The organism is Neptunicoccus cionae (assembly GCF_014643735.1).
Taxonomy (GTDB): domain Bacteria; phylum Pseudomonadota; class Alphaproteobacteria; order Rhodobacterales; family Rhodobacteraceae; genus Amylibacter; species Amylibacter cionae.
The window spans coordinates 596,804-615,332 of record NZ_BMKA01000001.1 but is presented as its reverse complement, the minus strand read 5'-3'; the positions used below and the strand labels follow the sequence as shown (position 1 = coordinate 615,332).

Here is an 18,529-nt window from a genome sequence, read left to right as displayed (position 1 = left end):
GAGGAATAAAATCCCCGCCCCTTTCGTTTTAAGCCAGTGACGGCAGCCACAACACAATGGCCGGGAATGCCACCAGCAGCGCGATTGTGACGCCGTCTGCGATGAAGAAGGGTGTTACGCCCTTGAACACGTCTTGCACCGTCAGGTCGTCGCGCACACCGGCCACAACAAAGCAGTTCAGGCCTATGGGCGGGGTGATCAGACAGAACTCTGCCATTTTCACCACCAGTATCCCGAACCAGATGCCACACATCGCGCCCGACATGCCAAAGGCACTGTCCGCCGCCGTGACCATCTCGCCCCCGTTCAACGCCATGACTGCGGGATAGGTAATCGGCAGGGTTAGCAGCAGCATCCCGATGGCGTCCATGAACATCCCAAGCACCGCATAGGCCAGCAGGATAAGCACCAGCGTCAGCATGGGGGACTGGTCCAGTGAGGTGATCCAGTCCGAAAACGCATCCGGCAGCTTGGCAAATCCAAGGAAGCGCACATAGATCAGCACGCCCCAGATGATTGTAAAGATCATCACCGTCAGCTTGGCCGTTTCCAGCAAGGCGTCTTTCAGCTCTCCCAGACGCATACCGCGGAACAGGGCCATCAGGAACACGATGAACGCACCGACTGCGCCGCCTTCTGTGGGTGTGCCCCAAGCCTCTCCGAAGGGGTTGTAGACGAAGAAGATGATGATCACGACCACCAGCACAATTGGCATGGCGGCTGGCAGCGATGCAAACCGTTGCCCCCATGTAAAACCGCGCACTGGCGGGCCAACGGATTTGAACCCGACCGCGATGCTGATGATCAGGACCGCATAGACGATGGCCGAAAAGACACCCGGCACAAAACCGGCCAGCAACAGCTTGCCCACGTCCTGTTCGACGATAATCGCATAGATCACCAGAATTGCAGACGGCGGAATAAGCGAGGCAAGCGTGCCACCCGCCGCAACAACACCGGCAGCAAACTGTTTGTTATAGCCGATCTTCAACATCTCGGGGATGGCGATCCGTGCAAAGACCGCAGCCGTTGCAACAGACGCCCCCGATACCGCCGCAAACCCTGCGGTGGCGAAAACAGTGGCCACAGCCAGGCCGCCCGGCACCCATGCAATCCAGCGTTTGGCGGCCTCAAACAGGGCCGTTGTCAGCTTGGCGTAATAGGCGAGATAACCGATCAGGATGAAGACTGGGATCAGGCTCAGAACTTGTGAGCTGACCTTGGAATGGGGCACCTGCCCCGCGATTTTGACGCTGATTTGCAAGGCTTTGCCAAAGCGCGCGGGATCGTAATCGTAACCGTTCCAGCGCAGCCAGACCAAACCGACGAAACCCGCAAGTGCCGCTGCAAAAGCCACCCGCATTCCAAGCACAACAAGAACCAGCATACCGCCCGTGGTCCACAGGCCTATGGTAATATTATCCATCAATCATGCCCTTCCAGCTGGGCCGCTTCGGCGCGGGCCTGTTCTTCAACCGACAACACCAGCGGCACCGCCACAGGGTGTTCCAACCCCAATATAAAGGCGCGGCCATAGCCGACCGCCTGTAGCACAAGGCGCACGCAAAGCACCGCAAAGGCGATGGGTACGATCAATTTGCTTGGCCAGATTGGCAGTCCGATATCAATCGAACTGTCACGGCTCCACAGTGGTTTGGTCAGATCAAAACTGCGGTCGAAATGGGCCCAAGCCCCCCAGACCAGCGCGACCATCAGCACCAGCATGATGACTACGGTCAGAAACTCCACCAGCCAGAGCGCCCGCCCCTTCAGCGCGGCCACCACAATATCCATGCGGATGTGGGTGCCATCGCGCTGCACATAAGACACGCCCATGATCGCAATCAGCGGCATGGCGGCTTCGATATAGTCCACGTAACCCGACAAGGGACTGTTAAAAAACTTGCGTCCGATCACGGAATAAGCGGCAAGAAACATCAGTGAAAACACTGCAATTCCGCTGATCAGGGCGCAAAAGCGTTCGATGGGCAGCAGAAAACTGTCCAACCGACTTAATAGGCTATCGTCCTGTAGGACGGCTGCCGAAGACGCCATGTGAGACCTCCTCCAGAGTTAAAAAGGGCCGCCCCCTTAGCAAAGAGGACGGCCGTGTAATTACCGAAAAGCCGCGCTTAGTTGCTTGCGCGTTCTTTTTTCAGTGTCTCCATAACGAGATCGTACAGTTCCTGACCAGGCAGGTTCTGGGCTTCCATATCTGCAATCCATTCGGCACGGATCGGATCAGCAGCCTTGGCACGGAACGCGGCCAGTTCCTCTTCCGGGAGCATGACTTTCTCAACGTTCTTTTCGGCCAGAACCTCATCCCACTTGGCAAGCAGTTTACCATAGTTATCAAGGTAATGGGCGATAGCCTCATCCACAGAGCTGTCCAGCGCTTCGCGGTGCTCGTCTGACAGGCCTTCATAGGAGTCGATGTTCACAACGATCGGGCAGTTCACGGTGCCAGGGTTCAGGTTAGCCGTCCACCATGTCGCTTGATTGATCGTGCCAAAGGACAGATGCGCGTGCTGCGCGAATGCCACTGTGTCCACAACACCGGATTCCATCGCCTGATACGCTTCGGCAGAGGTCACGGATGTCGGAACCGCGCCAACCGCTTCAAATGCTTTCCCAAGACCGCCAGTCGCGCGGACCCGCATTCCTTCGAAATCAGCCAGCTTCGTGCGCGGATCACCGGTGCCAACGATGTTGTACTGCGGCATCGGCGAAGTCATCAGCAGCTTGGCATTCCACTGCGCCATTTCTTCTTGCACCGCCGGATGGGCGTAAACCGCATGGCTGACAGCAACTTCTTCTTCCAGATTGGACACACCAATGAACGGCAGTTCCAGAACGGTGATCGTACGGTTCTTATCGCGGTGATACCCGGCACAGAATTGCGCCATTTCGAATGCGCCGATGGAAATATTGTCAAGGTTCTCGCGGTTCTTTGACAGTCCACCGTAGGACACGTTCATCGTGAATTCACCGTTGGTTTTTTCAGAAACCAGTTCCGCCAGCTTCTCAACATGCTCGGTGAAAGCGCGACGCTTGCCCCAAACCGAGACGTTCCATTCTTCCGCAAAACCTTCGGATGCGATGCTTGCAGCCAGCGCAGTTAGCGCCAGTGTTTTCAGACCATTTTTCATGGTTTCCTCCCAAATTGCTCCCCGTTGGTGGGGATTGTGGTCACAGGTTAACGAAACTTTCCGCGATTCCCTATAATGAATTGGCCGTAAGTGCGTAAAAATACGCGCGGTTTTACAGTTTAGCTTGAAATGACAACGACCTAACTTAGATGGCTATTTTATAGGCACACCCAGAACCCCGGCTTGGCCATTTGCTGCGCAGTGCCTGACACAACAGTTGCCCCGACTTGGGGGATTCCGTATTAAAAACCAAAGCCCACCGGAAAGCTCACTGGGCTGACAGATCGTCCATCCCCGCAATTGACAGAGGATTACATGCGCAAACTGATTGCTTCCGCCGCCACAGCTCTGCTGGCCGCCTGCTCAACTAGCCCGACGCCAAACACGCAACAAACGACCGCCCCCGTTGCCATGCGGGACACCCAGTCCGCCGTGAACGCCTATTACCGCGTGGCCGCCCGCGTAGAGCCCGTCGCGCAAACGGTTTGCCGGACCTTCCACTCCAACAAGTCCCACAACTTCTGCGATTTTCAGGTCAAAGTGAATACTGACGCCAGTCAACCGCCAAATGCGTATCAAACCATCGGACGTGATGGCCGCCCCGTTATTACCTTTAACGTCAATATGTTGCGCAGCTTCCGCAATGACGACGAAATTGCCTTTGTGTTCGGCCATGAAGCAGGCCACCAGATTGCGCGCCATATTGAACAGACGCAGGCCAACCAGCTTGCCGGAGCGGTGCTCGGTGGTATTTTGGTTGCGGTCGGCGGTGGCGATGCGCAGGTCGGTGTAGACATCGGCGGGGCCATTGGCGGGCGCAGCTACTCCAAAAAGTTTGAACTGGAGGCCGATACAATTGCGGCCCATATTGCAGATCGCGCCGGTTACAACGCGACCATCGGTGCCCGCACGTTTGAACGGACCCGAGGCTCTTCAGCGCTGCTCGCCACGCATCCGCCGTCAGCCCAGAGGATCTCTCAGGTGTCACGCACCATTCAGACCATCAACATAGCCAAATCCCAAGGCGGCCGCGCGCCGGTCGCATGGTGATCGTATGACCGGTAGTTTTTTCGGATACGGCTCGTTGGTGAATGCAGGCACGCACAGCTATCAGAACCTGCGGCCTACCACGCTTCAGGGCTGGCGGCGGCATTGGGTGCAATCTTCCCAACGGGATGTTGCGTTCCTCAGCGTGACCCCCGATCCGCTCTCCTCTATTTCCGGTCTGGTGGCCGATGTGGGTGATATAGGCTGGGACGCGCTGGATCTGCGCGAAGCCGCTTATGACCGGCTGGTGCTGGACGTGGAACCGCTGAGCGGTGTTGCCATGTATAAGGCCAGCGCGGCGGCGGTGTCGCTCGAAAACCTGAACCAGCCTATCCTTCTCAGCTATCTTGATTGCGTGGTACAGGGGTTCCATCAGGTGTTCGGCACCGATGGCGTTCGGGGTTTCTTCCGCTCCACCAGCGGCTGGGACACGCCAATCCTGAATGACCGTGCCACACCGCTTTACCCCCGCGCAGGGCTTCTGTCAGACACAGAAACCGCACTGGTGGATGATCATATCAATATGGTGGGTGCTAGGATCATCGCCCCGACCTGACCCCATAACGGGCCGGTCGGGACAAGAGATCAGAGCCGGTGCTTTTGCAGCAGCGGCATCAGTTTGGACATATCCGGCCCGTGTTCCATCCCCGTCAGCGCCTTGCGCAGCGGCATGAACAGCCCCCGCCCTTTACGCCCCGTGGCTTCTTTCACGGCAGTCGTCCAGCTTTTCCAGCTATCCCCGTCCCAAGGCTGGGCCGGCAGCAAGCCTTTGGCCGTAGTCACAAAATCCGCATCTTCGGCGGCGATCATCGGCTCTGCCCCGTCACGGCACAAGGCCCACCACTCTGCGATACCGGCGCGGGTGGAGACATTTTCCCGTGCAACCTCCCAGAATGCCGGCGCGATATCGGCAGGCACGCCGAGATCGACAAGGCTCTGCTCCATTTCGCTGAATGGCAGGGCCGCAACCGTCTTGGCGGTCATTGGACCCAGATCAGCCACGTCGAATTTCGTCGGCGCAGACCCGAACTGTGACAGGTCGAACCCCTCGATCAGTTCTTCCATAGAACTGCGCAGTTCAACAGGTTCATTCGCCCCAAGACGCGCCATCAGCGACAACAGCGCCATAGGCTCGATCCCTTGTTCCCGCAAATCCCGCAGCGCCAGCGTGCCAAGCCGTTTGGACAGCGCCTCACCCTGCGCACCTGTCAGCAGCGAGTGGTGGGCAAAGGACGGAACTGTACCGCCCAGCGCCTCGATTATCTGGATTTGCGTTGCGGTGTTGGTCACGTGATCGGACCCGCGCACCACATGGGTGATGCCGAAATCCACATCGTCACAGACAGAGGCCAGCGTATAGAGGAACTGCCCGTCACCGCGGATAAGAACCGGATCGGACACAGAGGCCGCATCAATAGACAAATCGCCCAGAATGCCGTCGTTCCATTCGATCCGCTCCTGATCCAGCTTGAACCGCCAGTGACCGCTGCGCTCTGCCCGCAATGCGTCTTTTTCCATCTCGCTCAGCGACAGGGCGGCGCGGTCGTATACCGGCGGCTTGCCCATGTTCAGCTGCTTCTTGCGCTTCAGATCCAGTTCGACCGGAGTTTCGAAACACTCGTAAAACCGCCCCGCCGTGCGCAGCTCATCCGCTGCTTCATTATAACGGTCCAGCCGCGCTGACTGGCGCTCCATCCGGTCCCATGTCAGGCCAAGCCATTCCAGATCTTCTTGAATACCATCCGCAAATTCCTGCGTAGAGCGTTCGGGGTCCGTATCGTCAAGACGCAGGATAAACTGCCCCCCCTGCTTGCGTGCGATCAAGTAGTTGAACAGCGCAGTTCGCAGGTTTCCCACATGCAGGAAACCTGTAGGGGACGGAGCAAAACGGGTGACAGTCATCTGGCTTTTACCTTCGGAATAAATCTGCGCCCCTCATACAGGGACAGGCGGCAAAGGCCAAGAGCGAAGGCCGTTAACGAATTTGTAAAGAAATGGTTAAAGTTCCCGATCCGTTCTGCTAAACCACAGGTGGGGATTGAGGAGTGGATAATGTTAAGAGTGCTGATCGCACTGGCGTGCCTGTGCGCGCCAGTTGCTGCGGATAATTTGCGGATTGTGGACGGGGACACGCTGGATCTGGGGGGCATTCGCTACCGGATCAACGGCATCGACGCACCAGAGGCGGGGCAGAAATGCAAGACCGACACCGGCAAGGACTGGGCCTGCGGCACAGCGGCGACAGATGCGCTTTTCGCGCTGACGCGGGGAAAAACAGTTACCTGTCAGGAACTTGCCACTGACGGATATGGCCGCATCGTCGCGCGCTGCTTTGCCGGATCAACCGATGTTGCCCGCGAAATGGTCGCGCAAGGCATGGCTTGGGCCTTCCTGAAATTCTCGGACGAATATGAATCGGACCAAAACCGCGCCAAAGCGCAACAGCGTGGCATCTGGCAGGCGGCGTCACAAACCCCGTGGGACTACCGCGCCGCCCGTTGGACAGTCGCCGCGCAAAAAGCCCCTGACGGTTGCGCGATCAAGGGAAACATCTCTTCGGGGGGCAAAATCTACCACGCCCCGTGGTCCCCTTGGTACAACCGCACAAAAATCAGCCTGTCCAAAGGAGAGCGCTGGTTCTGCGACGAGGGCGAAGCCGTCGCAGCAGGCTGGCGCGCGCCCTACTGGAAATAACCCGCCGCGCCACCTTCCATTTTCCTCAAATATCCCCGCGCGGAGCGCTAGAGACCTTCACCGCTGGTATCCCGCCAGCGGTTCACAATCGGATAGCGCCGGTCCATCCAGAACGCACGGTGGGTCAGACGAGGACCGGGTGCAGACTGAAACCGTTTATATTCAGAAATATAGACCAGATGCTCGATCCGCTTTACCACAGCGCGGTCAAACCCGAGCGCGACAATTTCGGCCACCGATAAGTCCTGATCCACCAGCAGTTCGAGAATAGCATCCAGCTCTTCGTATTCCGGCAAGCTGTCTGAATCCTTCTGATCCTCGCGCAGCTCTGCTGTTGGGGGTTTGTCGATGATGTTCACCGGAATAACCGCGCCTTTCGGCCCCATCATCCAGTCACGGTGGTTGGCATTGCGCCAGCGACAGCTTTCAAACACCCGCATTTTATAGAGGTCCTTGATCGGGTTATACCCCCCCGACATATCGCCGTAGATGGTAGCATACCCCACCGCGACCTCTGATTTATTGCCGGTGGTCAGCAGCATCTCCCCGAATTTATTGGACAGGGACATCAACAGCAGACCCCGCAGGCGTGATTGGATGTTCTCCTCGGTCACATCCGGCTCCATCCCCTTGAAGAAAGGGGCCATAGTTTCGGTCACAGCAGCGCGGGCTTTTGCAATTGGAATGGTATCCAGCTTCACCCCCAGATTGGCGGCCAGCTCTGCCGCGTCATCAAGGCTGTTCTGCGCGGTATATTCGGACGGCAGCATCACACAGCGCACGTTTTCAGCGCCCAGCGCGTCCACGGCAATTGTCGCAACGATGGCGGAATCGATACCGCCTGAAAGCCCCAACAGAACCTTCTTAAAGCCGGTCTTACCCATGTAATCGCGCAGACCTTGGGTCATCACGCGGTAGTCCTGCTCCCACTCGTCCACAGGGATGATTTTCTCCCCGTCAAGCGCTTCCCAGCCCTCCGGTCCCTTTTCAAAGTCCACATGGGCGATAGCCTCGTCGAACAGAGGCATTTGCATCGCCAGTTGGCCGCCACGGTTCAGCACAAAAGAACCGCCGTCAAACACCTGATCGTCCTGACCACCCACCATGTTCAGATAAACCAGCGGCAAGTCGTTTTCGATCACGCGGGACACCATAGCAGAAAACCGCCGGTCGTATTTGTTGCGGTAATAGGGCGACCCGTTAGGCACCACCAGAATTTCCGCACCGGATTCCGCCAGCGCTTCGGGCACATCCACATGCCATGCGTCTTCACAGATCGGCGTGCCAATGCGCACATTGCCCAGATTATAAGGACCGGCAATCGGGCCGGAACTGAACTGGCGCACCTCGTCAAAGACGTGGGTGTTGGGCAGTTCATGTTTGCGCAGGGTCGCAACTATTTCACCGCCGCGCAGGATGTAATAGGCGTTGAACAGCAGGTCGTCTTCCAGCAATGGCGCGCCGACACCGATGGCAGGCCCTGTGTCACAGGCTTTTGCCAGCATCAAAACGTGTTCCATCGCGTCCAGAGCAAAGGCCGGACGCATCACCAGATCCTGCGTTTGGTATCCGGTTATAAACATCTCCGGCAGCACCAGCATATCCGCACCAGCCTCGGCCGCAGCGGCATGGGCCTCTTGCGCTTTGGCCATGTTTCCGGCCAGATCCCCGACCGTTGGATTTAACTGTGCAAGCGTGAGACGCAGTTTCTCTGTCATTGGAGCCGCCGTTGGTGATTTTCTTTTGCCTTGTTAGACCTATTTGGATCACAAAGCACAAGACGCAAGAACCCTTGTCATGAATTTTCCAAAGCCTTAACGTTGGGCGCAAACAGATAGACCAATCATCAGGGAGCCCGGCCCCGCGCCGGCGAAGAGAATTTGAACAAACTGACGCCGCTTCCCCGCACCCTTCTTGTTGCAACCCTTCTGGCCACAGCGCCTACCGCGGGCTTTGCACAGGCCACAGCACAGGTTGTGACCAAACAATATGACACCGGCGGGGTCTATGAAGGCACCTTCAAAGACGGCAAGCAACACGGCACCGGCACCTATCGCCTGCCAAACGGCTATGAATATTCCGGCGAATGGGTGGAAGGGGAAATTCAGGGGCAAGGCAGCGCGAAATTCCCCAACGGCTCAGTTTACAAAGGCACCTTTGTTGCTGGTAAACCCGAAGGCAAAGGCAAAATCACCTTTGCCGATGGCGGAACCTATGAAGGCGATTGGGTCAACGGCAAGATCGAAGGCAGCGGCGTTGCAAAATACGCCAATGGCGTGGTCTATGAGGGTGATTTCTCTCAGGCACAGCATGACGGCAAAGGCACAATGACCAGCCCGAACGGCTATCGCTATGAAGGGGACTGGCAGGATGGCAAGAAAACCGGCAAGGCGCTGATAACCTATCACGACGGCGCGACCTATCAGGGTGATGTGGTCGAAGGTATGCGCGAGGGCAAAGGTCTTTTGACCATGCCGGACGGGCTGACCTATGATGGCGAATGGAAAAACGGCCAGATTGAAGGCACCGGCGTTCTGAAACAAGCCAACGGCGATGTGTACGAAGGCCAGATGGAACAGGGCAAACGCAATGGCGCCGGTAAGATCACCTATGCCAACGGCGATATTTTTGTGGGCAATTTCGTCAGCGACCAACGTCAGGGGGACGGCAAGTTCACCGGACAGGACGGCTATGAATACAGTGGCAACTGGGAAGCCGGACAGATGTCCGGTCAGGGATCGTTGAGCTACAGTGACGGCGCGGTCTACACCGGCGAATTCGCCAAGGGTCTGCCCCACGGTGAAGGCAAGATCGTCTATGCGAACGGTTCGTCTTATGAGGGCGAATGGACCGAAGGCCGCATTGAGGGCACAGGCACCGTGCGCGATGTGAACGGTACGATCTACGTGGGGGAACTCAAGGACGCCAAGAACCACGGCACCGGCAAGATCACCTATGCGGATGGCCACTCCTATGAAGGGGAATGGGTCGAAGGCGTGCGCCAAGGCGAAGGCCGCGCCGTGTTCAAGGACGGTTCAATCTATGAAGGCGCCTATGAGGACGGGAAACGTCAGGGCCGTGGCAAGATCACCCTGCCCGACGGGTTCAGCTATGTCGGGAATTGGGAGAACGGTGAAATCAACGGCGCCGGTGTCGCCACCTACGCCAATGGTGATATCTACACCGGCACATTCAAGAACGGCCAGCGTCAGGGCAGCGGCAAGATGGTTTATGCCACCGGCGAAGAATATGACGGGTTTTGGGCCAACGGCAAACAGGCCACACAAGAAGAATCCGACGCCGCTGGCGGTAGCCCGACAGCGCCTGCAAGCAACGAAGCAGACGCAACCGAAACACAGGCTGCACCCGCTGCGGATTAAGCGCCCTGCTGCGCCCCGTCCCATTTGGCGAGACGGGGCAGACTGCTGCGCTGTAGCATTTTACGCCGGTTGACCCGTTCGCCCTTCATCGCTTCGGCGTCATTGTGAACGCGGTCGATCACATTACCCACCATCACCGCATCTGCGAGCGCCAGTTCCAGCAGGAATTCATCGGGATGGCGGCGCAGCACACCGTAGCGCGCCAGAACCCGTGTTGGGAAATCCCCCGTATTGGCGGTCAGCAGCTCATCCGCCTGCCCCGCAATCGCCGCCGCCAGAACATGCCGGTCGTTTTCATCGGGTAGGTGCAGATCGTCCAGTTCAACGCTCGCAAAATCCACCTCGGCGCTGCGCCAGTCGGCCCGCAACAGCGCGATTTCGGTGTCTGCCATCGGCCCGATCTCGTTCCTATGGGCCGCACGCCGCCATTCTCCCAGAATGCGCCCAGACCAAAGCGGTTCGAACGCACCTTGTTTTGCACAACCCAGCACGACAGCACGCAGGATCGACGGATAGAGCACACAAGCGTCAATCAGGACGCGGGTGGTCATACCAACCGCAGGAAAATGGACTTCAAATAGGCGGTTTCTGCCAGTTGCGGATGGACGGGGTGATCCTCTCCGGCAAAACCGGTGTAGACGATCTGCCCCGTGCGCCCGCCCTTGCCTACACCACGCAGGCTGGCTTGGCGGAAGGTCGACAGATCGGCGGCGTGGGAACAGGAACACAGCACCAGATACCCCCCCGGCCGCACCAGCGCCGCGCCCATACGCGCCACCTTTTCATAGGCCCGCAACCCCGCCTGCAGGGCCGGTTTGGCCGGTGCAAAGGCCGGGGGATCGCAGACAACCACGTCAAACGAACGCCCCTCATCGGCGAGCTTGGTCATCACCTCAAACGCATCGCCCTTGATCGTGTCGAACCTGTCGTCAAACCCCGTGGCCGCTGCGCCCTTGCTCGCCAGTTCCAGCGCGGCAGCGGAGCCGTCTACGGCGGTGGCATGCGTTGCCCCACCTGCAAGCGCGGCAAGGGAAAACCCGCCAACATGGGAAAACACATCCAGCACATCGCCGCCTTTGGCCAGTTTCGCAGCAAAAGCGTGGTTGGGGCGTTGGTCATAGAACAGGCCGGTTTTCTGCCCGCCAAGCACATCGGCCATGTAGGTTGCCCCGTTCATCTGCACAGGGATGGGGCCGTCAACCGATCCGTCCAGCACCACGGTTTCTTCGGACAGGCCTTCCAGCCCCCGCGCCCGACCGCTGGCGTTCTTGATAATAACCGGCGCATCAAACACGGCTTTCAACGCCTCTTGCAGGTCCGGAAGGAGGTTCTCAATCCAAGCGGCGTTCGGCTGCACAGCAAGGACATCACCGAAACGGTCGATAATCAGTCCGGGCAGCCCGTCAGCCTCGGCGTGGATCAGGCGGTAGAACGGCGTGTCGAACATCCGGTCGCGGTGATCCCGTGCAAAGCGAAGCTTGGACTCCAGCCATTTCGCGTCAATCTGCACATCACGGTCCCGTTCAAGCACCCGCGCTGCGATCTTGGAGTCTGGATGAAACGCCGCCTGCGCGACAAAGTTCCGGTCGTTGTCCAGCAGATCAACAATCGTACCGAGCGCAATCTTTTTGGTACGGCGGTCGGTGACGACTTCGTTGTCATAAGCCCAGGGAAACCCGTGGCGAATACGTTGTGGCGATTTATTGGGGCGAAAGCGGAGTTCTGATCGGTTTTGTGTCATACCTGCCTCCTAGCGCCCTTTCTCGATAAGAGGAAACAAAAAACGGCCCCGCAAGGGACCGTTTGAATGGAAATTCGTTTTTTGTTCAGGCGTCAGAGCCGATGGTCAGCGCAGTCTGGACAATACCGGCCACATGGTTTGTGATCCGCACTTTCTGGGTCTGACCTTGTCGCATGGCGCGGTAAGCGCGGCTGCCGCCAAAAGCCTTCAGCGAAGCATCGACCTTTTGCACCGCCGTTACGGGCTGACGGGTTTTCGCATCCAGCAACACATATTCAAACTGGACGTTATGCTTACCACCGACAGAGTTGCGGGTTTTTTCGGTCAGCGCATGGAACATGCCGACACGGGCTACAAGGATCACTTCCTTTTCCCCCAGCAAGGGCGATGTTCCCTTGCGCAGCGCATCTTCCACAATGGCTTCTACCTGTTCGTACCGGTTTCCAAGGGGATCTTCACGCCAGACAATGTCCGCCTTGGGCAGGAACACATCAGCTTCGGACACCACAAGGTAGTCCGGCACCTCCACCTGAACATCCACAACCTTATAGGGCGATGCCAGTTTTGGCATCTCAGCCGGAGCGGCTGCAACGGTTGTGGCCAAGGGTTCAGGGAAGAAGCCAAGTTGCGTTTGCGAGGCCGCTACAGCGGATACCGGACGCGGTGCCTCTATCATCCCGTTGCGGGAAGACGGATTGGATGTGCAGGCCGTGGTCGCCGCTGCAAGGGCAAAAAGTCCGACAATCTTACAAAGTTTCAACATTGTTTCTCTCCTTGGACCGGACTGCAACCGGTTAGAGCCTCGGTTTCGTTTTCTGAAACCTGTTGTCGCTTTGAATTCGGGCTGAAATAGGGATAATTCTAACCGATTTGAAGGTATTATTGAGGTTGACGGGTCAACGGATTAGAAGTTTACGCGCGTAAAATTAGATAAATCTCTATGGTTTGCAATTACTTGGACAATTAAGGCAAACCGCCACATTTAAGCCGATAAATAAGGCGGGGCCGTTATGTGGATTATAAAAACCACGCGGCCCCGCCCCGATGAAATCTTGAAAATGGGTCAACCAGCGTTGAAATATTCCGGCAGAGTGTCCTCCGCTGCCGCCACACAAAGCCAGTCATAAACGAATGCGCCGACACTGCGGAAGCAGACCAGTTCCATCGTGTCGGGTGCAGACAGCCAAAAGGCCACCGCCACCTGCCCCAAACGGGACCGGCGCATCTCGCCCTGTTTGAACGCCTCTGGCGACAGATCGGCAGGACTGCCCTTGGCGATAACTTCGCGCACGCCCGCCCCTGTCAGGGTGAAGCTGGCCCGCGCATCCGATCCGTTCACCGCCAGAAAATGCTCTCCGGCAAGTGCTTTGTCGAGTTTCGCGACCAGCGCATCTGCCTCGTCGTAGTCGCAAAACAACAGCAACTCATCCGGGGACATCCACGCAACACCGCCTTTGGTGCCTGCCTTGACACCGCGGGCATCCGGCAGGGTCAGACCGATCGCGGATTTCACCGCTTTGGCCAGTTCCTGTGAATCCAGATCTCCGCGCAGTGTGACCATACCGACCAGACCCGCATCCCGAACTTGAACCGCGCCGTCGAACTGCGCACCGTTTACAACACTGACTGCATCAGACATTTTGCCGTGCTCCTTCTTTGTCCAGAAATACCGGATCGACAATTTTGGCGTTTATAGTGGTGCCATCGGTGCGCGCGAACATGATCGTGTCCCCCATGCGTTCCGGCCCGTCCTCGACCAGCCCCATCGCGATCGACCGATCCAGCGTTGGCGAATAGTAGGTGGAGGTAATCCGCCCGATCATGTTTTTCACGCCGTTGGCCCGTGTAGTGCCATCCACAGCATAAGCCCCGTCAGGGATCACAACCGCTGGGTCTTCGGTTTCCAACCCAACCAGTCGCCAGCGTTTGGGGTCCACCATATGGGGACGCTGTTGGGCGCGTTTACCAAGAAAGTCTTCCTTCTTCTTGGAAATCGCCCAGTTCAGCCCCAGATCCTGCGGGATCACCGTACCATCGGTTTCATCCCCGATCATGATAAAGCCCTTTTCAGCGCGCATAACGTGCAAGGCTTCGGTGCCGTATGGGGTGATGCCAAATTCCTTCCCAGCAGCAAGAGCCGCATCCCAGAACGCCTGTCCTTGGGCTGCAGGAACCGCAACTTCGTAGGACAATTCCCCCGAAAAGGAAATCCGGTAGGGCCGTGCTTTGATGCCCGCAATTTCCCCGTCAGCAAACGCCATGAACGGCAGCGCTTCGGCGCTCAGGTCCATATCGGTGCCCATCTTCTCCAGCACCTTGCGGGCATTGGGGCCGACGATACCGATCTGTGCATATTGCTCGGTGACATTGGCGGTGTAGACTTTCCAGTCCCACCATTCGGTTTGCAGCCATTCTTCCATCCACGCATGAATGCGATCCGACCCGCCGGACGTGGTGTGACACAGGAACGTGTCCTCATCCAGCCGCGCGACAACGCCATCATCGGACAGAAACCCGTTTTCCGAACACATCAGACCATAACGGCAGCGCCCGACTTTCAGCGTGCTCATCATGTTGGTGTAAAGCATGTCGAGGAACTTACCCGCGTCCGGCCCTTTGACAATGATCTTGCCAAGGGTGGAGGCATCAAGGATCGACACACTGTTGCGGGTTTGCAGGATTTCACGGCTCACGGCCTCTTTCACGCTCTCGCCCGCTTGCTGGTAACAATAGGGCCTGCGCCAGTCTGCAACCGGCTCCCAAAAACCACCGTTTTTGTCGGTCCATTCGTGGATCGGGGTCTGGCGCAGCACTTTGAAAAGGGAGCCACGGGCCTCCCCCGCGATCGCACCCATAGAAATCGGGTGATACGGCGGGCGGAATGTGGTCGTGCCCACTTGCGGAATTTCCGCGTTCAGACTGTCCGCCAGGACCGCGAGACCGTTGATGTTGGACAGTTTTCCCTGATCCGTCGCCATCCCGAGCGTGGTGTAACGCTTGGTGTGTTCAACGCTTTCATAGCCTTCTTGCGCGGCCAAGCGCACATCCGAAACCTTCACATCGTTTTGATAGTCGAGGAAGGTTTTCATTTGCAGCTTTTTGTTCTGCCCCTGCGGCATCGACCAGACTGCATGGATCGGACCTTCGGCTTCGGACACTGCCACGGGTGCGGCACTGTCTTTTGCGTCGAACCCAGCCTCGGTTGCAGCCTGCGCCCCGACGGCGTGACCATCTGCAATCGCATCGGCTGCATCAAGGTGGCCGTTGGCGGTACCCGCGACCAGAACGAAACCCTCGCCGTCCGCGCCCATTGGCGGGCGGGACGGATCGGGACGGAACATCGCCATCTCTGTGTCCCAGTTCAGCTTGCCGCCGCAGTGGGACCACAGATGCACCACCGGAGACCAGCCACCGGACATGGCAACCGCATCACATTCGAGTTCATCCGTTTTGGTGCCCTCGCCCGACTGTTTACACAGCCCGACAGACGTAACTTTCTTATTACCGTAGACCGAAGAAATCGCCGTGCCGGTTTCAACGCGGATGCCCATCGCGCGGGCCTTTTCAACAAGCGCACCTGTCGCCGTGCTGCGGGCGTCAATCACCGCTGGCACGTCAAGTCCCGCGTCTTTCAACGCGATGGCTGTGCGATAGGCATCGTCGTTGTTGGTGGCAACCACCACACGATCCCCTACGGACACGCCGTGGTTTACCATGTAATCGCGCACAGCACCGGCCAGCATCACGCCGGGCACATCGTTGCCCGCGAAAGACAACGGACGTTCAATTGCACCAGTGGCGGTCAGGATACGCTTGGCGCGGATCCGCCACAGACGGTGGCGCGGTCCTGCAACTTCGGGTGCGTGATCGCTCAACCGCTCATAACCGAGCGCATAGCCGTGGTCGTATACCCCTGCCCCCATGGTGCGGGTACGTACGGTTACATTGTCCATGCTTTCCAGCGCCGCAACCGTTGCATCGATCCACTCCTGTGCCGGTTTTCCTTCAACCGTCACACCATCCACTGGCGCACGTCCGCCAAAGTGGTTTTCCTGTTCCAACACCAACACTTTGGCACCTGACTTACCCGCTTGAAGCGCTGCAGCAAGGCCGGCAATCCCGCCGCCCACAACCAGCACATCGCAATGGGCGTAGAAATATTCATAGCGATCCGCATCCCGTTCTTCAGGATCAGGGGCCGCACCGAGACCGGCGGCCTTGCGGATCACAGGTTCGAACACATGTTTCCACGCAAACGACGGCGCCATAAAGGTTTTGTAATAAAATCCGGCAGGGAAAAAGCGGGTCATCACTCGGTTCACGCCGCCCACGTCAAATTCAAGGCTCGGCCAGTGGTTCTGGGACTTTGCAGTCAAACCATTGAACAGTTCGGTGGTCGTCGCACGCTGGTTCGGTTCGTATTTGCCGCCCTGCCCCAATCCAACAAGCGCATTAGGTTCTTCGGGTCCAGCGGCCACGATGCCACGAGGGCGGTGGTATTTGAAAGAGCGCCCGACCAGCATCTCGCCATTGGCCAGCAAGGCCGAGGCAAGGGTATCGCCCTTGAAACCCTGCAGGCGTTTGCCGTTCCAGTTAAATTCCAACCGCGCGCTGCGATCAATCAGGCGGCCGTGGTTTTGCAGACGTGTGCTCATGTTCGAACCTCGCGATTGTTGCGGGGGCAGAAGCCTCCGGCGGGGATATTGAGGACCAGAAGAAGGCTCATTTGGAGAATCCTTCGAAATCGGGGCGTTTTTGTTTGATCTTTTCGATCAGTTCTGCCGGTGGTTCTGTGGTCTGGGCGGGATAGGTGCCAAACACTTCCAGAGTGGTGGTGCAGCGGGCGGCGTGGAACCACTTGCCGCAACCGTAGCTGTGGCGCCAGCGTTCAAAATGCACGCCTCGCGCATTTTTGCGCATGAACATGTAGGTTTCAAAATCCGCGTCAGACGATCCGGCGCCATAGCGGGTCAGATGTGCCTCGCCGCCGGCTGAAAGTTCAGTTTCATCGGCAGCGACGCCGCAATTGGGGCATGTCAGGATCAGCATGGGGTCACTCCTTCACGAATGAATGGGGATTGCGAGCGGGCAGCAGTTGCGCAGGGTTGATGGTTCATCAGTGTGCCACCCCTGCTGCGACGCTTTCGTCGATGAAGCGGCCTTCGATGAAGCGGTCCATACCGAATGGCGCGGCCAGTTCGCCGGGGGCGCCTTTGGCGATGGTTTCGGCAAAGGCCCAGCCGGAGCCGGGAATGGCTTTGAACCCGCCAGTGCCCCAGCCGCAGTTGATGAAGGTGTTGCCAAGGGGTGTTTTGCCGATGATCGGGGAACGGTCCCCCGTCACATCCACGATCCCGCCCCACTGGCGCAGCATTTTGAGGCGCGAGATCATCGGGAAAGTTTCCACCAACGCGCGGACGGTTTCTTCGATGTGATGGAAGCTGCCGCGCTGGGTGTAGTTGTTGAACCCGTCCGTGCCGCCGCCGATCACCATTTCACCTTTGTCGGACTGGGACAGATAGCCATGCACCGTGTTGGCCATGACAACCACATCCATACAAGGCTTGACCGGTTCTGACACAAGCGCCTGTAGTGCTACGGATTCCAGCGGAATGCGGAAGCCCGCCATATCGGCCAGCGCGCTGGCGTTGCCTGCCACCACCATGCCAAGTTTCTTACAGCCGATGCGCCCTTTTGTGGTTTGCACACCGGTCACTTCACCCTTGTCTTGATGCACGCCGGTGACTTCGCATTTCTGGATGATGTGCATGCCCATATCCGAACAGGCCCGCGCATAGCCCCATGCCACCGCATCGTGGCGTGCTGTACCACCGCGCGGCTGCCAGAGTGCGCCGAGGACGGGATAGCGCGGCCCTTTGAGTTCGATAATCGGGCAAAGCTCTTTGACTTTCTGTGGCCCGATGAACTCGGTCGCAACACCTTGCAGGGCATTGGCATGGGCGGTGCGCTGATAGCCGCGGATTTCGTGTTCGGTCTGCGCCAGCATCATCACGCCGCGCGGGCTAAACATCACGTTGTAGTTCAGATCCTGCGACATCGTCTCGTACAGAGAGCGCGCCTTTTCATAGATCGCCGCCGAGGGGTCTTGCAGATAGTTCGAGCGGATGATTGTTGTGTTTCGCCCCGTATTACCACCGCCAAGCCAGCCCTTTTCAATGATCGCAACATTGGTGATGCCGAAATTCTTGCCGAGATAATAGGCGGTCGCCAAACCATGACCGCCCGCGCCGACAATAATAACATCATATTCGCTTTTGGGTTCCGGCGAGGCCCAAGCCCTCTCCCAGCCCGAATGGTATCGGGCGGCTTCACGGGCGATGGCAAAGGCAGAATAGCGTCTCATGGGGCGGACTCCGGTCAGATGGCGGGGCAAAAGGCCCAATGCGGGCCTGTTACTTGGGTTTTGCGGTTTTGGCAGGGGTGCAGGATTTTCCCTGCGACATCTGACGCCGATTTTCCGACAATCGGGCGATTTCGCCCCCCTGCGCCATGATCGC

Annotated in this window: 16 protein-coding genes; 4 read left to right on the top strand and 12 right to left on the bottom strand. The window is 58.0% G+C overall.

Features of this window, described 5'->3' with window-relative positions:
* Positions 1-28: 28 nt before the first annotated feature.
* The 3 genes from IEX10_RS02710 to IEX10_RS02700 all read right to left on the bottom strand — a co-directional run bounded on the left by IEX10_RS02710 (position 29) and on the right by IEX10_RS02700 (position 3,149).
* The gene (locus IEX10_RS02710; protein ID WP_188670659.1) at positions 29-1,426 is read right to left on the bottom strand and encodes a TRAP transporter large permease; all 1,398 of its coding nucleotides are present in this window, start codon (positions 1,424-1,426) and stop codon (positions 29-31) included.
* On the bottom strand, positions 1,426-2,055 hold the full coding sequence (locus IEX10_RS02705) for a TRAP transporter small permease subunit (protein ID WP_188670657.1): 630 nt from the start codon (positions 2,053-2,055) through the stop codon (positions 1,426-1,428). The genes IEX10_RS02710 and IEX10_RS02705 overlap by 1 nt, the downstream gene beginning before the upstream one ends.
* Positions 2,056-2,132: 77 nt before the next feature.
* On the bottom strand, positions 2,133-3,149 hold the full coding sequence (locus tag IEX10_RS02700) for a C4-dicarboxylate TRAP transporter substrate-binding protein (protein WP_188670655.1): 1,017 nt from the start codon (positions 3,147-3,149) through the stop codon (positions 2,133-2,135).
* Between the two features lie 315 nt (positions 3,150-3,464).
* On the opposite strand from IEX10_RS02700, the gene IEX10_RS02695 reads away from it, so the two are divergent.
* Both IEX10_RS02695 and IEX10_RS02690 read left to right on the top strand, forming a co-directional pair.
* Entirely contained in the window at positions 3,465-4,199 is a 735-nt protein-coding gene (locus IEX10_RS02695; RefSeq protein WP_188670653.1) for a M48 family metalloprotease, read from the top strand.
* 4 nt (positions 4,200-4,203) lie between these two features.
* Entirely contained in the window at positions 4,204-4,752 is a 549-nt protein-coding gene (locus IEX10_RS02690; RefSeq protein WP_188670651.1) for a gamma-glutamylcyclotransferase family protein, read from the top strand.
* Between the two features lie 29 nt (positions 4,753-4,781).
* Here IEX10_RS02690 and gltX read toward each other — a convergent pair whose 3' ends face one another.
* Positions 4,782-6,098: a glutamate--tRNA ligase gene (gltX, locus tag IEX10_RS02685; RefSeq protein ID WP_188670649.1), complete on the bottom strand. Its 1,317-nt coding sequence runs from the start codon at positions 6,096-6,098 to the stop codon at positions 4,782-4,784.
* 150 nt (positions 6,099-6,248) lie between these two features.
* Here gltX and IEX10_RS02680 point away from each other — a divergent pair, with 150 nt between their 5' ends.
* Positions 6,249-6,890 (top strand): thermonuclease family protein, encoded by a 642-nt coding sequence (locus IEX10_RS02680; RefSeq protein ID WP_188670647.1) that lies wholly within the window; start codon positions 6,249-6,251, stop codon positions 6,888-6,890.
* 47 nt (positions 6,891-6,937) lie between these two features.
* Here the strand turns inward: IEX10_RS02680 and IEX10_RS02675 are convergent, their stop codons facing one another.
* Positions 6,938-8,608, bottom strand: a complete 1,671-nt coding sequence (locus IEX10_RS02675; protein ID WP_188670646.1) for an NAD+ synthase — start codon at positions 8,606-8,608, stop codon at positions 6,938-6,940.
* 162 nt (positions 8,609-8,770) lie between these two features.
* Between IEX10_RS02675 and IEX10_RS02670 the strand changes: the two genes are divergently transcribed.
* Positions 8,771-10,270, top strand: a complete 1,500-nt coding sequence (locus IEX10_RS02670; protein WP_373287405.1) for an MORN repeat-containing protein — start codon at positions 8,771-8,773, stop codon at positions 10,268-10,270.
* On the opposite strand, the gene IEX10_RS02665 is transcribed toward IEX10_RS02670, so the two are convergent.
* The 7 genes from IEX10_RS02665 to IEX10_RS02635 form a co-directional block, all read right to left on the bottom strand.
* Positions 10,267-10,821, bottom strand: a complete 555-nt coding sequence (locus IEX10_RS02665) for an RSP_2648 family PIN domain-containing protein (RefSeq protein ID WP_188670643.1) — start codon at positions 10,819-10,821, stop codon at positions 10,267-10,269. The two genes, IEX10_RS02670 and IEX10_RS02665, sit on opposite strands and share 4 nt — an antisense overlap.
* Positions 10,818-12,011: an RSP_2647 family RNA methyltransferase gene (locus IEX10_RS02660; RefSeq protein WP_188670641.1), complete on the bottom strand. Its 1,194-nt coding sequence runs from the start codon at positions 12,009-12,011 to the stop codon at positions 10,818-10,820. Before IEX10_RS02660 ends, IEX10_RS02665 begins: the two co-directional genes overlap by 4 nt.
* Before the next feature lie 85 nt (positions 12,012-12,096).
* Positions 12,097-12,774: a DUF6778 family protein gene (locus tag IEX10_RS02655; protein WP_188670639.1), complete on the bottom strand. Its 678-nt coding sequence runs from the start codon at positions 12,772-12,774 to the stop codon at positions 12,097-12,099.
* 300 nt (positions 12,775-13,074) lie between these two features.
* Positions 13,075-13,650, bottom strand: a complete 576-nt coding sequence (locus tag IEX10_RS02650) for a sarcosine oxidase subunit gamma (protein WP_188670637.1) — start codon at positions 13,648-13,650, stop codon at positions 13,075-13,077.
* A complete protein-coding gene (locus IEX10_RS02645; protein ID WP_188670636.1) occupies positions 13,643-16,666 on the bottom strand; it encodes a sarcosine oxidase subunit alpha family protein in 3,024 nt (1,007 codons plus the stop codon). The genes IEX10_RS02650 and IEX10_RS02645 overlap by 8 nt, the downstream gene beginning before the upstream one ends.
* 67 nt (positions 16,667-16,733) lie before the next feature.
* A complete protein-coding gene (locus IEX10_RS02640; protein WP_188670634.1) occupies positions 16,734-17,060 on the bottom strand; it encodes a sarcosine oxidase subunit delta in 327 nt (108 codons plus the stop codon).
* A gap of 67 nt (positions 17,061-17,127) precedes the next feature.
* The gene (locus IEX10_RS02635; protein WP_188670632.1) at positions 17,128-18,375 is read right to left on the bottom strand and encodes a sarcosine oxidase subunit beta family protein; all 1,248 of its coding nucleotides are present in this window, start codon (positions 18,373-18,375) and stop codon (positions 17,128-17,130) included.
* Positions 18,376-18,529 lie beyond the last annotated feature (154 nt).

Coding starts and splice junctions, on each gene's coding strand:
- IEX10_RS02660 (WP_188670641.1), bottom strand. CDS start 12,011: ATGACACAAAACCGATCAGAACTCCGCTTTCGCCCCAATAAATCGCCA.
- IEX10_RS02680 (WP_188670647.1), top strand. CDS start 6,249: ATGTTAAGAGTGCTGATCGCACTGGCGTGCCTGTGCGCGCCAGTTGCT.
- IEX10_RS02640 (WP_188670634.1), bottom strand. CDS start 17,060: ATGCTGATCCTGACATGCCCCAATTGCGGCGTCGCTGCCGATGAAACT.
- IEX10_RS02635 (WP_188670632.1), bottom strand. CDS start 18,375: ATGAGACGCTATTCTGCCTTTGCCATCGCCCGTGAAGCCGCCCGATAC.
- IEX10_RS02675 (WP_188670646.1), bottom strand. CDS start 8,608: ATGACAGAGAAACTGCGTCTCACGCTTGCACAGTTAAATCCAACGGTC.
- gltX (WP_188670649.1), bottom strand. CDS start 6,098: ATGACTGTCACCCGTTTTGCTCCGTCCCCTACAGGTTTCCTGCATGTG.
- IEX10_RS02650 (WP_188670637.1), bottom strand. CDS start 13,650: ATGTCTGATGCAGTCAGTGTTGTAAACGGTGCGCAGTTCGACGGCGCG.
- IEX10_RS02690 (WP_188670651.1), top strand. CDS start 4,204: ATGACCGGTAGTTTTTTCGGATACGGCTCGTTGGTGAATGCAGGCACG.
- IEX10_RS02695 (WP_188670653.1), top strand. CDS start 3,465: ATGCGCAAACTGATTGCTTCCGCCGCCACAGCTCTGCTGGCCGCCTGC.
- IEX10_RS02665 (WP_188670643.1), bottom strand. CDS start 10,821: ATGACCACCCGCGTCCTGATTGACGCTTGTGTGCTCTATCCGTCGATC.
- IEX10_RS02705 (WP_188670657.1), bottom strand. CDS start 2,055: ATGGCGTCTTCGGCAGCCGTCCTACAGGACGATAGCCTATTAAGTCGG.
- IEX10_RS02710 (WP_188670659.1), bottom strand. CDS start 1,426: ATGGATAATATTACCATAGGCCTGTGGACCACGGGCGGTATGCTGGTT.
- IEX10_RS02645 (WP_188670636.1), bottom strand. CDS start 16,666: ATGAGCACACGTCTGCAAAACCACGGCCGCCTGATTGATCGCAGCGCG.
- IEX10_RS02655 (WP_188670639.1), bottom strand. CDS start 12,774: ATGTTGAAACTTTGTAAGATTGTCGGACTTTTTGCCCTTGCAGCGGCG.
- IEX10_RS02700 (WP_188670655.1), bottom strand. CDS start 3,149: ATGAAAAATGGTCTGAAAACACTGGCGCTAACTGCGCTGGCTGCAAGC.